This is a genomic window from Haloflavibacter putidus (assembly GCF_006546625.1).
GTDB lineage: Bacteria > Bacteroidota > Bacteroidia > Flavobacteriales > Flavobacteriaceae > Mesonia > Mesonia putida.
In genome coordinates, this window is sequence record NZ_VIAR01000004.1 from 43,534 (window position 1) to 56,748 (window position 13,215).

Genomic DNA, 13,215 nt, shown 5'->3' on the forward strand with positions numbered 1-13,215 from the left:
TGTAAGCATTACGAGAAAGCAGATGGTTGATTTGATGCAAATAGTTAATTCTCTGGAAGATAAGATCGATCAAATATTGCAAAAGCAAGAAAGATTAGAGCTTAAAAATAGCCGGTTAGAAGAAGACTTACTTCAGCAAGAAGCGGAAAAAAAGCAGCTGAAGGAAAAAATTGAAAGCATTAATAGAGAAAATCAGTCTTTAAAAACTGCAAACGCAATGCTGGGCAGTAAAGAATTTAAGAGAGATACAAAACTCAAAATAAACAGCTTGATTCGAGAAATTGATCAATGTATTGTACAACTTTCAGAATAATATAAATGGCTGAAAAGTTAAAAATAAAAATTTCTATTGCAGATCGGGTTTACCCGTTAACTATTGTGCCAGAACAAGAAGAAGGTTTGCGCAAGGCGGCAAAAAAAATTGAAGCTGTTATAAAACAATTTGAGCAAAGTTATGCCGTTAGGGATAAGCAAGATGTTTTGGCAATGTGTGCCTTACAATTTGCAGGAAAGACCGAGCAGCAATCTATACATAAAAGCATACAAGTGGAAGAAGCAGAAGAAAAGCTAAACGCTTTAAATATAATGCTAGAAAAACATTTGTCGCAATAGCGTTCTTTAAAATAAAACAAGGTTTTACTGCCTGTATTGGTTATTTTTTTGATAAACTCAACACTTACTAATTAAAAAGGGTGAGTCTAAATTGTTAAAGCACGCCGTCTAAGAACGGATCCTTGATCAATTTGTTAGCCCTAAACTTGTATATAACGGAGTTTTATACAAAACCTAATGCCAATACAGGCTTTTTTTATTTAAATATAATCTATGGAAATAATCATAACAGTAGTAGTAGCTATTGTCGCAATTATTATTGGTGCGGCGGTTGGCTATACAATAGCAAACAAAAAACAAGAAAATAATGCCAATTCTATTTTGGCCGATGCCAAAAAGGAAGCCGAAAGTATCTTAAAAGAAGCTAAGCAAGAAGGTGAGAGCAAGAAAAAAGATAAGATATTACAGGCCAAAGAAAAGTTTATCGAGCTTAAATCTGAGCACGAAAAAGTTATCATGGGCCGTGATAAAAAAATAGCTGAAGCAGAAAAACGCACCCGCGATAAAGAATCGCAAGTTTCTAACGAGCTTTCTAAAAATAAGAAATTAAATAAAAAGTTAGAAGAGAAAATAAATAACTACAACCAACGCAACGAGGTTTTAGACAAAAAACAAGATGAAGTAGAAAAACTGCATCAATCCAAAGTAAAACAGTTAGAAGTTATTAGCGGTCTTAGCGCAGAAGAAGCCAAAAAGCAGCTGGTAGAGTCTTTAAAAGAGTCTGCCAAAACAGATGCAATGGCACTTATTCAGGATACGATTGAAGATGCTAAAATGACGGCGCAACAGGAAGCCAAGAAAATTGTAATCAATACCATACAACGCATTGGTACAGAAGAAGCAATAGACAATTGTGTTTCTGTATTTAATTTGGAAAGTGACGATGTTAAAGGGCGTATTATTGGTAGAGAAGGTCGTAATATTAGAGCCTTAGAAGGTGCAACCGGTGTAGAGATTATTGTAGACGATACGCCAGAAGCTATAATACTTTCTTGTTTTGATTCTGTACGTCGTGAAGTAGCTCGTTTGTCTTTGCATAAATTGGTGACAGACGGCCGTATACATCCGGCGCGTATTGAAGAAGTGGTTAAAAAGACCAAAAAGCAAATAAACGAGGAGATTATAGAAATAGGAAAACGAACGGTAATCGACTTAGGAATTCACGGTTTACATCCCGAATTGATTAAAACTGTAGGTCGTATGAAATATCGTTCTTCTTACGGGCAAAACCTTTTGCAACACTCTAGAGAAGTAGCTAAACTTTGTGGCGTAATGGCATCAGAACTTGGGTTAAACCCGAAACTTGCCAAGCGTGCCGGTTTGTTGCACGATATAGGAAAAGTGCCGGAAACAGAAACCGAAACGCCTCACGCTATTTTAGGAATGGAGTGGGCAGAAAAGTTTGGCGAAAAGCCAGAAGTTTGCAACGCTATTGGTGCGCACCACGACGAAATAGAAATGACTTCTCTTTTATCACCAATCATTCAGGTTTGCGATGCTATTAGTGGTGCAAGACCAGGTGCAAGACGTCAGGTTTTAGATTCTTATATTCAGCGTTTAAAAGATTTAGAAAATATTGCATTTGAATTTCCTGGCGTTAAAAAAGCCTACGCTATTCAAGCCGGACGCGAATTACGCGTTATCGTAGAAAGCGAAAAAGTATCCGATGAAAAAGCGTCTAACTTGTCTTTTGAGATTTCGCAAAAAATTCAAACAGATATGACTTATCCCGGACAGGTAAAAATTACGGTAATTAGAGAAACCCGTGCGGTAAATGTAGCTAAGTAAAGCTTATAATTATATAATTAAAATCCGTTAATCAATTTATGATTAGCGGATTTTTTTTATACTTTTTTCCGTAAAGGAATAGGATGAATAGCTAATAAAAATGAATAGATATCTAAATGTTTTGCTTACCTAAGCTTTTTAATTTCCGTAAAGCACTAAGCGAAAACAGCTGCCAATCTCAAAAAATATTTTATCTTTAAGACTTTAAAAAAATATAATGAAAGCAACCACAAAGAGTCTCGGAATTGCAGCGCTTATTCTGTTTAGCGCGTGCCAAAATAATTCCGAAAAGCAAAAAGAAAAACAAGAAATAACGCAAAATATGCCTGAATTATTACAAAAATGGGATGGTCCGTATCAAGGAGTTCCTGCCTTTGACCAAATGCAGGTAAAAATGATTAAACCGGCCATTACCAAAGGTATGGAAATGCATTTGCAACAATTAAATACAATAAGTAACCAAGAGGCAAAACCTAACTTTGAGAATACGATTGTAGCAATGGAAAAAGCCGGTAAACCTTTGGACAGGGCTTTTACTTACTACGGAATTTATAGCAGTAACCTGTCTTCAGAAGATTTTAGAGCTGTGCAAAAAGACTTGGCACCAAAAATAGCCGACTATCAATCGCAAATTTTACAAAACGAAAAGCTTTTTCAGCGTATAAAAAGTGTTTATGAGCAAGCGCAAAAAGATTCATTAAGCAAGCAAAAACAACGTACGTTAGATTTAATTTACGAACGTTTTACAATGAATGGCGCCAATCTTTCTAAGGAAGATAAACAGCGTTATGCCGAAATTCAAAAAGAACTTTCCGGTTTATATACAGATTTTTCAAACAACGTCTTGGCAGATGAAGAAAATTATGTGGTTTATTTAGAAAAAGATCAAATAGACGGTTTGCCCGAATCTTTTGTAAAAGCTTCTGCCACTTCCGCCGAAGAGCGTGATAAAAAAGGGAAATATGCTATTACCAACACGCGTTCTTCTATGGATCCTTTTTTGACCTATTCTACTAATCGCGAATTGCGAGAAAAAGTTTGGAAAAACTATTACTCGCGTGGGGATAACGATGATAAATACGATAATAAAGCGATAATTGCAGAAATTTTAAAGCTTAGAGATGAGCGCGTAGAACTTTTGGGTTACGATAATTTTGCTTCGTGGCGCTTGCAAAATAGAATGGCAAAAGAGCCCGAACAAGCAATGGATTTGATGTTGAAAGTTTGGCCGGCAGCCGTAGAACGCGCTAAAGAAGAAATTGTAGATATGCAAAACCTGGCAGATAAGCTAGGGCACGATATTAAAATCAAGCCGTGGGATTATCGATTTTACGCCGAGAAAGTCCGTAAAGAAAAATACGACTTAGACAGCGAAGAAATTAAAGAATATTTGGTTTTAGACAACTTAAAGCAAGCTTTGTTTTTTACGGCAGGGGAGTTGTTTGATTATAAATTTGAAAAGATTACAGACGGTAGCGTTCCGGTTTTTCATGAAGATGTAGAAGTTTATGAAGTGCACAAAAAAGATACCGACAGTCTTATTGGCTTGTGGTATTTAGATCCGTATGCGCGCCAAGGAAAACGCTCCGGCGCTTGGGCAACCACTTACCGAAGCAAAACTGCTTTAGAAGGAAATAAACCCGTGTTGGCTTCAAATAATTCTAATTTTATAAAACCTGCTCCGGGAGAACCGGTTTTAATTTCTTGGGACGATGCCGAAACATTTTTCCACGAGTTTGGCCACGCTTTACACTTCTTGTCTGCAGAGGTAGATTATCCTACGCTTAATGGTGGTGTACGCGATTATACAGAGTTTCAATCGCAATTGCTAGAGCGCTGGCTTTCTACAGATAAGGTGATTAACAAATATTTGCGCCATTATAAAACAGATGAGGTAATTCCGCAAAAATTGGTAAATAAAATTAAAAAAGCGGCTACTTTTAACCAAGGTTTTGCTACAACAGAGTTTTTAGCTTCTGCCTTGATAGATATGAAATTGCACACCGCAAATCCGGAAAATATTGATGTAGCCGAGTTTGAAAAGAAAACTTTAGATAGTTTAGGTTTACCAGAACAGATTGTAATGCGTCACCGCACACCGCATTTTGGTCATATCTTCTCGGGAGAAGGTTATGCAGCCGGTTATTATGGTTATTTGTGGGCAGATGTTTTAACTTCTGATGCCGCAGAAGCTTTTGCGGAAGCTCCCGGCGGATTCTATGATAAAGAACTAGCGCATAAATTGGTAAAATATTTGTTTGCGCCAAGAAATGCGATAGATCCTGCAGAGGCTTATAAACAGTTTAGAGGTCGCGAGGCAAAAATAGATGCTTTAATGCGCGATCGTGGTTTTGCTGTTCCTAAAGAAAAGCAATAAAAATGAAACAAATTATCTGTTTTCTGTGCGGAATTTTTTGCGTCTGGGTTTTTCACGCGCAAGACGCAAAAATTCCGCCGGAATTTGGATATGTTACTGATTCTTTAGATGTAGCTGTTTTAGAAATTCGTTATGCGGGAAAACATAATTTTACCGGAAAACCGGTAGAAGGCTATCAGCAACCCAAAGCAATTTTAAGTAAAAAAGCTTTGGAGCAACTAGAAAAAGCTTATCGGTATTTTTTACGGAAAGGATACACGTTTAAAATTTTTGATGCCTACAGACCGCAACGCGCTGTAAATAGTTTTATGGAGTGGGCGCGCAAAAAAGATGACACCTTGGCCAAAGAAGAATTTTATCCAAAGGTGGCAAAAAAAGATTTGTTTTCTCTGGGTTATATAGCTACCAAGTCCGGTCATTCTCGTGGTAGTACAATAGATTTAACTTTAATAGATCTAAAAACGGGCAAAGAATTGGATATGGGAAGTCCGTATGATTTTTTCGGTGAGATTTCGCATCACGGCACAAAACAAATCCGTAAAGCCCAAAAGAAAAACAGAAAACTCTTAAAAAAAGGAATGCGTAAATTTGGCTTTATTGCTTATCCCAAAGAATGGTGGCATTATACTTTATATAATGAACCTTTTCCTGATACCTATTTTGATTTTCCTGTGCAATAAATATTTTATCGTAAATAATTCCGTTTTAACTGTAAAAGAGAACTTACTTTTTTTATTTTCATTTTCATCTTCAAGCTCTTAAACCACTTTCAAACTGCTATAACCTTGACCGTTCTGGCTCAACTGAATTTGCGTAGCAATGCGTTCTTTTAAACTGCTAACGTGGCTAATAACACCAATCATTTTAGAAGATTTTGCTTGTAAAACTTCCAAAGTATCTAAGGTCTGGTCTAAAGTCTCTGGATCTAGCGTTCCAAAACCTTCGTCTATAAAAAGACTATTTATTTCTACATTTCGCGAAGCAAAATCCGATAAAGCCAAAGCCAGCGCCAAACTCAGTAAAAAAGTTTCGCCGCCAGATAGGGTTTTTACAGATCTGCGCTGCCCGCCCATATGTTTGTCTATAGCTACCAAACTATCGTCTTCGTCTGCTATAGGCTTGTCCATTTTATAACGATCTGTTAACAGCGCTAAGCGTTTGTTAGCTAAAATAAGCAATTGCGATAAAGTTAAATCTTGCGCATAATCGTTAAATTTATTTCCCGTTGCATCGCCAATTAATTCTTTCAAAATTTTCCAACGTTTATTGATTTGCAATTGATCTCTAATTTCAGATTTTAACTTATTAATCGTTTTTATATTTTGTAGCTGATTGGTAATTATGCGGTGTAATTCGCGCAAATCTTTATCGGTTGTGGCCTGTTTTTGCGTTTCTTGCTCCAAACCTTCTCGTAAATCTTCTAAACTCGTACCAACCACTTTTTCTTGTGCAGCTTCTTGTTGTTTCTTTAAATCGTTTATACGCGTATGCAAACTTATTTGCCTGTTTTTTAAATCTTCGTGCTCTTTTTGATAACTACTTACAAGATTATGCGGTAATAGATTTTTTAAAGCTTGCGGAATAGAAGTATAACCCAAAGGTTTTAAATTGGCTTCTAAGGTTTCGGTATTTTTTTGCAGCTTTTTTTCTATTTCTTTTTTCTCTTCTTCTAAATCGGTTTGTTGTTTTTTTAGTTGTTTTTTTTCCTGACTAAAATTAAAATAATCTTTTTCTGTTGTATTGATTTCCGCTTCAAAATCGTCTCCTTTAAAAAACTTTGCAATTTCTTCTAGTTTGCTTTTTCCTTTTTGCAATAAAAGCTTTAAAGATTTTAGGTTTCTCAAAGCTTTTTCCAATTGCTCTGCTTGTCGCGAAAATCTATCATAAGCCTGCAAAGCATCTAATTTGTCAGTGTATTTTTCTTCCAAATTCGCAAAATCTTGCAATTTTAAGTCTTGTAAGTTTTGAGAAAATTCTGTCTGGTAGCTTTTTTGTTTTTTTTGTATTTCAGCGTTGTTTTCTAAAATAGACTTCTCTAAGCTCTTGTTTTGCGCAAGCGTAGTTTCTAATTTGGTTTCTTTTTGCGTTAACTCTTTCTGTTTTATATTCAGTTCGTTTTGTAATTTTTTTAGTGCGGTTTTAATTTTATCATCTTTTTCCGGGAGGTGTTCTGCGTACGGATGTTCTAAACTTCCGCATAACGGGCACGGTTTTTCTGCTTCTAATTCTTTGCGGTAATCTTCTAGTTTTTTTTGTAACAAAGCTATTTTTTGCTCATTTTCTTTGGCTTCTATCTGCAAGTTGAGCATTTTTACTTCTTGCGTTAATTCTTTTATTCTTTCCGGAAAACCTTCAATTTGTTTTTGCTTTGCTTCTTGCTCTGTTTTAAATTTTGTGACTTCTTTTTCTAATTGCTTAATTTCAGAATATAACTTTTCTGCCGCTCTTAATTCTTTTAGCTGTAGCCGAATTTTCTCTTGCTCCTCATTAATTTTTGTGTTTTCAGAAAAAGCATGTTTCTGTTCTAAACTGTTTTTTTTATTTTCGTTTTGACGCTGTAAATCTTCTAATTGCTGAAGATTTTCTTGTGGATTCTTTTTTGATAATTGGAAGCCAAAATCCTTCAATTCTTGCTGAAGATTTTTTGCCAATGCCTGAAATTCGGTGCCAATACTTTGCTTATCTTTATATAACTCACGAACTTTTAGCTTATAATCTTCAAGTTCTTCTTGAAAATTATCTTCCGTAAAGTCCAAACCGAAAGTAGTGCGAAATACTTCGCCATTTTGTTTTAATTTTGTTTTTATAGCGGCTAATTTTTTTTGGTTGTAGTTCTCTTTTTCATGCAAGTTTACTACTTGTTCAGAAAAATTTTTCCATTGCTGAATTTCTTCCGTAAAGCCTTGTAATTCTTGGTGTTTTTTTAGAGCTGCACCTTTTTCTTTTATAAAATTCTTTAGTTTCTCCTCGTTTTCTTCATTTTCTGTCGTAAGCCTTTGTAGATTTTTTTCTAAGTCAGCTAATTTTTCTTTTTCTCCTATTGCAACTTTAAGTTGGTCTATATTTTTTTGATTTTTTTCTTTTAATTGCCGCAATTCTTCTGCTTGTTTTTGTTTTTCTAAATAAACTTTATCAGAAATTAATTGCTCTTCATAGGTAGAAATCTTGGTTTTTTGCTCGTTTACCGTTTTCTCCAGTTCGGTGTATTTTTTATATGCTAGTTGTCCTAATTGTCTATAAATTCCGGTGCCGGTAATTTTTTCTAAAAGTGCGCCACGTTCTTTTTTAGGAACTTGTAAAAATTTGGCAAAATCTCCTTGCGCCAAAACAACAGATTTAATAAACTGCTCGTAATTAAGGCCAATTAATTCTTCGTTTTTTGTTGGCACTTCAGACTTTTTTAAAGACAAAGTTTTATTTGTAGCAACTTCCGATACAAACATTTCATAATCGCGCAAATTACCAGTTCTAGCGGTAGAAATTTCCCAGCGCGAACAGAATTTCCCTTCCGCGCAAGCGTAAGTAACTTGCGCAAATGCTTCTTTTTGATTACGGGTAAGAATGGCGCCTTTTTTCAAAACTTCTGAAGTGCTCATTTTTCCCAAACGCGGCACTTGGTTAAAAAGTGCCAAAGAAATTACGTCCAGCAAAGTTGTTTTTCCGCTTCCTGTGGGGCCGGTAATTGCAAATAAATTGTTTTGCACAAATGGTGCTCGGGTAAAATCTACTTCGTGTTCGCCTTTTAAAGAATTGATATTTTTAAAATGCAGTTTTAAAATTTTCATTATGCAATTAACTATTCGGTGGTTAGCAGTTCTTTTAATTCATCAAAGGTGTGCAGCAATTCTTGTTTTTCTTCCGGCAAATAAGCTTCTTTTTCTAGTAGCGATTCAAACACTTCTTTGGGTTTTAAATCTTCTAAATTTTGCCTGCTACCAAAAACTTCGCTGCTTTGTTGTTGCTGATTTTTAAACTGCGCCCGGTATTTTATAATTTCGATATTGTCTTTTTTATAATTGCTGATCAAATCATCTAATTGCGCCAATTTTTTAGTACTGTAATCCTGTTCTCGCATTTCTACTTCTACCAAAGTATCTAATTTGCCTTCGTGCTCTAGATTTGCTAATTTATCTTGCACTTCCTCTAAGTTTCCGGCAATTTTTAATAGTTTTCTAAACGGCGGAATTGCAAAGCTTTCTGGTTCAAAACCTTGTTTTGTATCTATTACCAAGACGCGTTTTTCATCTTTACGTTCACTAAACGAAAACATAAGTGGAGAGCCACTATAAAATGTAGGAACCTGAGCATTTACACGCTGCGGCTGATGAATGTGTCCTAAAGCAACATACGAAAAATATTTGCTAAATTGCTCCGCTTTAAAGGCCGCTTGGTTCCCAATTTGTATATCGCGCTCACTTTCTGAGGTGCTTACGCCCGCCGCATACAAATGTCCCATAGCAATGGCGGGAATGTCTGGATATTTTTCTTTGCAGATTGCCGCGGCTTCATCAAACCGTGCTTGAATTCCCTCTCTAATGGCAGCCAATCTATCTTCGTAGGTATTTCCTTCGCTGGCCAAACGCACATCTGCATCGCGCAAATAGGGGAGAGCGGCAATTATAACTTCAGGATTTTTTTGATTTGGTAGCGCAATTATGCAATCTTCTATTTTTTCGGGCAAACCGCCAATAACCGTCATTTCTAAAGCCTGTAACAAATCTTTTGGCGCGTCGAGCATGCTGGGAGAGTCGTGGTTGCCGCCGGTTATAACCAGATGACAGTTTAAACTTTTTAACGCAATTAAAGCTTGGTAATATTGTTTTCTCGCTTCCGCGGAAGGGTTTGCTAAATCAAACACATCACCGGAAACCAAGATAACATCAATTTTTTCTTGATGAATAAGGTCGCAAAGCCAACCAATAAACAAATCGAAATCTTTGTACAAATAATGTTTGTGCAAGCGTTTACCAATATGCCAATCTGCGGTGTGTAAAATTTTCATGAAATAACAATGTTATGAAAGGCTCAATTTACAAAGCCTAAGCGATATTTAATAAAAAAAGCAGTCAAAACTTTTAATGAAGTTTGACTGCTTTTATAATAAATAGTTTACTAATCTTAACTTTCTACGCTTGGGGCGGTTTCGTTCCTAAAAACAATTTCGCCATCAAAAGCATCTATCAAAATTATACTATCTGCAGAAATTTTTCCGGAAAGAATTTCTTTAGAAAGCTTGTTTAAAACTTCTTTTTGAATGGTTCTTTTTACCGGTCTGGCACCAAATTGTGGGTCAAATCCTTTTTGAGATAATACCGCATTTGCTTCTTCTGTAGCGTCTATAGTGATATTTTGCTCTGCCAACATTCTGCTTACTCCTTTTAGTTGCAAGCCAACAATTTCTTTAATATTTTCTTGACTTAACGGACTAAACATTACAATATCGTCTATCCGATTTAAAAATTCGGGTCTTACTTGCTGTTTCAGTAAACCAAGTACTTCCACTTTGGCACTTTCCATAGCGGTTTCAATATCTTGCACCGCATCAAATTTTTCTTGAATCACGTGGCTTCCCATATTAGAAGTCATTATAATAATCGTGTTTCTAAAATCTGCCAATCGTCCCTTATTATCTGTTAACCTACCTTCATCCAAAACTTGTAAAAGTATATTGAAAGTATCTGGGTGCGCTTTTTCAATTTCATCTAGCAATACAACAGAGTAAGGTTTGCGTCGCACAGCTTCTGTTAATTGGCCGCCTTCGTCGTAGCCAACATACCCAGGAGGCGCGCCAACCAATCTACTTACTGAGTGGCGTTCTTGGTATTCGCTCATATCTATTCTGGTCATCGCAGAATCATCATCAAAAAGATATTCGGCCAAAGCTTTTGCTAACTCGGTTTTACCAACCCCGGTTGTTCCTAAAAATAAGAAACTACCAATTGGTCTTTTTTGGTCTTGCAAACCGGCTCGACTTCTTCTAATAGCGTCACTTACCGCTTGTATAGCTTCATCTTGCCCTACAACGCGTTTGTGTAATTCTTCTTCTAAATGTAATAATTTTTCACGTTCGCTTTGTAGCATTTTAGTTACCGGAATTCCCGTCCATTTTGCTACAACATCGGCAATATCTTCGTTGGTAACTTCTTCTTGAATCAACGTTTTAGAACCGCTGGCTTTTTGTTCTGCCATTTCTTTCTGCAGCTTTTCCAGACGTTCTTGGGCTTCTTTTATTTTTCCGTACCTAATTTCGGCTACTTTTCCATAATCGCCTTCGCGTTCTGCACGTTCTGCTTCTAATTTAAAGTTTTCAATGTCTGTTTTGGCTTGCTGGATGTTATCTACCACGCCTTTTTCATTTTGCCATTGAGCATTTAACTCGCTACGTTCTTCTTTAAGGTTGGCTAGATCTGCTTTAAGCGATTTTAATTTATCTTCATCTTTTTCGCGTTTAATCGCTTCAATTTCAATTTCCAACTGCATTATTTTGCGGTCTAAAACATCGAGTTCTTCGGGTTTAGAATTAATTTCCATACGTAATTTAGATGCTGCTTCATCCATCAAGTCAATAGCCTTGTCCGGTAAAAACCTATTGGTAATATAGCGTTGCGAAAGTTCTACTGCCGCAATAATTGCTTCGTCTTTAATACGTACTTTATGGTGGGTTTCGTATTTTTCTTTAATTCCACGTAAGATGGAAATCGCGCTTTCTGTATCAGGTTCATTTACGGTTACGCGTTGAAAGCGACGTTCTAATGCCTTGTCTTTCTCAAAATATTTTTGGTATTCGTCTAACGTAGTTGCGCCAATTGCCCGCAACTCTCCTCTGGCCAAGGCTGGTTTTAAAATATTGGCTGCATCCATAGCGCCTTGTCCGCCGCCGGCACCAACTAAGGTGTGAATCTCGTCTATAAAAAGAACAATATTTCCATCGCTAGAAGTAACTTCTTTTATAACTGCTTTTAGACGTTCTTCAAATTCTCCTTTATATTTTGCGCCGGCAATTAGAGCGCCCATATCTAAGGAGTAAATTACTTTATTTTTCAGGTTTTCTGGAATGTCGCCAGCAATAATTCTATGCGCCAAACCTTCTGCAATTGCAGTTTTACCTGTACCGGGCTCTCCTACTAGCATCGGGTTGTTTTTGGTACGACGTGATAAAATTTGTAAAATTCTGCGTATTTCTTCGTCCCGACCAATAACGGGATCCAATTTTCCGCTTTCAGCCATTTCGTTTAAGTTCTTGGCATATTTATTTAAAGAATTATAGGTTTCTTCGGCACTTTGCGAAGTTACTCGGTCGCCTTGTCGCAATTCTTCAATAGCTGCTTTTAAGTTTTTTTCTGTAGCGCCTTGGTCTTTTAAAATTTGCGCTACTTTAGAATTCGATTTAAAGATTGCTAGAATAAGATGTTCGATAGAAACATATTCGTCATTCATCTTTTTAGCTATGCTAGTGGCTTCGTTAATAGATTTTCCCGCTTCCCGCGAAAGCATTATATCGCCACCACTTACCTTTGCAAAACTTTCTAAAGTTTTGTCCAGTAATTGTGTAAAAAGTGCAACGTTAATACTTAATTTTTTCAGCAAAAAGGGAGTTACATTTTCATCTACCGTACTTATGGCTTTAAAAATGTGCTCGTTTTCTATTTGCTGATGGCCCAATTCCTGCACAAGCTGCTGCGCTTGCTGTATGGCCTCTTGTGATTTTATGGTAAAATTGTTCAAATTCATATTCTTTTGTTTTCCTTTAATTTAGCAATAGATATGCCTTTTTAAAAACACGACAAAAAGTCACCAAGATCTTTGCTGGATACTGTCAAAATTACAGTTTTTGTATTATGGAAAGATACTACAAAAGCCAGTTATTTTAAATATGTAAGCGTTAAGCATTTCTAAAATCCTTTTTAAAATTAATAATTTTAATATCTTACAACACATTTTTAATTACGGAATAATGGGTTTTTTAGATAATTTTTTTGGAAAAGATACAGACACCAACGAAGAAAAGAATTCTTTAGCTTGGAAAGCAATAGGTAGTGAAGCGATGATTAATGAAATGTTAGAAACGTCTCACAACAAGCTAGTGGTGATTTTTAAACATTCTACGCGTTGCGGCATTAGCCGAATGGTTTTAAATCGTTTTGAAGCCGAAGCAGATTTTGATGAAGATAAAATAGCGCTTTACTTTTTGGATTTAATACGTTATCGTGACTTATCGAATAAAATAGCAGAAAGGTTTCGGGTAACGCACCAGTCGCCTCAAGTAATTGTTTTGGAAAATGGTGAAGTTATAGGAGATGCATCGCACCAAGCCATTGATGCCAGTCAAATTGCAAAACATGTATAATAAAAAAAGCTGTTTCAAAAATTTACTACTTTTTGAAACAGCTTTTAATAAACTTACTATTTTTTGGTAGCCGTTTTTTCTGCTTAGCTTT

General features: G+C 36.1%; 9 protein-coding genes and 1 other RNA gene. 7 read left to right on the top strand and 3 right to left on the bottom strand.

Features of this window, described 5'->3' with window-relative positions:
* Positions 1-22: 22 nt before the first annotated feature.
* The 6 genes from FKR84_RS05245 (at position 23) to FKR84_RS05270 (ending at position 5,457) form a co-directional block, all read left to right on the top strand.
* Positions 23-313, top strand: coding sequence for a hypothetical protein (locus tag FKR84_RS05245; protein ID WP_141421249.1), 291 nt, complete (start codon positions 23-25; stop codon positions 311-313).
* Positions 314-318: 5 nt separating this feature from the next.
* Positions 319-612 (top strand): cell division protein ZapA, encoded by a 294-nt coding sequence (locus tag FKR84_RS05250; RefSeq protein WP_141421250.1) that lies wholly within the window; start codon positions 319-321, stop codon positions 610-612.
* Positions 613-667: 55 nt separating this feature from the next.
* Positions 668-776, top strand: a non-coding RNA gene (gene ssrS, locus FKR84_RS05255) — 6S RNA.
* A 49-nt stretch (positions 777-825) separates the two neighbouring features.
* The gene (gene rny / locus FKR84_RS05260; RefSeq protein WP_141421251.1) at positions 826-2,400 is read left to right on the top strand and encodes a ribonuclease Y; all 1,575 of its coding nucleotides are present in this window, start codon (positions 826-828) and stop codon (positions 2,398-2,400) included.
* A 217-nt stretch (positions 2,401-2,617) separates the two neighbouring features.
* Positions 2,618-4,777 carry a M3 family metallopeptidase gene (locus tag FKR84_RS05265; RefSeq protein WP_141421252.1) on the top strand — a complete coding sequence of 720 codons (2,160 nt, stop codon included), beginning with the start codon at positions 2,618-2,620 and terminating at the stop codon, positions 4,775-4,777.
* A 2-nt stretch (positions 4,778-4,779) separates the two neighbouring features.
* Positions 4,780-5,457 (top strand): M15 family metallopeptidase, encoded by a 678-nt coding sequence (locus FKR84_RS05270; RefSeq protein ID WP_141421253.1) that lies wholly within the window; start codon positions 4,780-4,782, stop codon positions 5,455-5,457.
* 78 nt (positions 5,458-5,535) lie between these two features.
* On the opposite strand, the gene FKR84_RS05275 is transcribed toward FKR84_RS05270, so the two are convergent.
* The 3 genes from FKR84_RS05275 to clpB all read right to left on the bottom strand — a co-directional run bounded on the left by FKR84_RS05275 (position 5,536) and on the right by clpB (position 12,508).
* Positions 5,536-8,562, bottom strand: coding sequence for an AAA family ATPase (locus FKR84_RS05275; protein ID WP_141421254.1), 3,027 nt, complete (start codon positions 8,560-8,562; stop codon positions 5,536-5,538).
* A gap of 11 nt (positions 8,563-8,573) precedes the next feature.
* Positions 8,574-9,779: an exonuclease SbcCD subunit D C-terminal domain-containing protein gene (locus FKR84_RS05280; protein WP_141421255.1), complete on the bottom strand. Its 1,206-nt coding sequence runs from the start codon at positions 9,777-9,779 to the stop codon at positions 8,574-8,576.
* A 116-nt stretch (positions 9,780-9,895) separates the two neighbouring features.
* Positions 9,896-12,508: an ATP-dependent chaperone ClpB gene (clpB, locus tag FKR84_RS05285; protein WP_141421256.1), complete on the bottom strand. Its 2,613-nt coding sequence runs from the start codon at positions 12,506-12,508 to the stop codon at positions 9,896-9,898.
* A gap of 223 nt (positions 12,509-12,731) precedes the next feature.
* Here clpB and ytxJ point away from each other — a divergent pair, with 223 nt between their 5' ends.
* Positions 12,732-13,124: a bacillithiol system redox-active protein YtxJ gene (gene ytxJ, locus FKR84_RS05290; protein WP_141421257.1), complete on the top strand. Its 393-nt coding sequence runs from the start codon at positions 12,732-12,734 to the stop codon at positions 13,122-13,124.
* Positions 13,125-13,215: the final 91 nt, after the last annotated feature.

What these genes read in the sequence shown, in the direction of transcription:
- FKR84_RS05245 (WP_141421249.1), top strand. Translation starts at nt 23, where the DNA reads ATGGTTGATTTGATGCAAATAGTTAATTCTCTGGAAGATAAGATCGAT.
- FKR84_RS05250 (WP_141421250.1), top strand. Translation starts at nt 319, where the DNA reads ATGGCTGAAAAGTTAAAAATAAAAATTTCTATTGCAGATCGGGTTTAC.
- rny (WP_141421251.1), top strand. Translation starts at nt 826, where the DNA reads ATGGAAATAATCATAACAGTAGTAGTAGCTATTGTCGCAATTATTATT.
- FKR84_RS05265 (WP_141421252.1), top strand. Translation starts at nt 2,618, where the DNA reads ATGAAAGCAACCACAAAGAGTCTCGGAATTGCAGCGCTTATTCTGTTT.
- FKR84_RS05270 (WP_141421253.1), top strand. Translation starts at nt 4,780, where the DNA reads ATGAAACAAATTATCTGTTTTCTGTGCGGAATTTTTTGCGTCTGGGTT.
- FKR84_RS05275 (WP_141421254.1), bottom strand. Translation starts at nt 8,562, where the DNA reads ATGAAAATTTTAAAACTGCATTTTAAAAATATCAATTCTTTAAAAGGC.
- FKR84_RS05280 (WP_141421255.1), bottom strand. Translation starts at nt 9,779, where the DNA reads ATGAAAATTTTACACACCGCAGATTGGCATATTGGTAAACGCTTGCAC.
- clpB (WP_141421256.1), bottom strand. Translation starts at nt 12,508, where the DNA reads ATGAATTTGAACAATTTTACCATAAAATCACAAGAGGCCATACAGCAA.
- ytxJ (WP_141421257.1), top strand. Translation starts at nt 12,732, where the DNA reads ATGGGTTTTTTAGATAATTTTTTTGGAAAAGATACAGACACCAACGAA.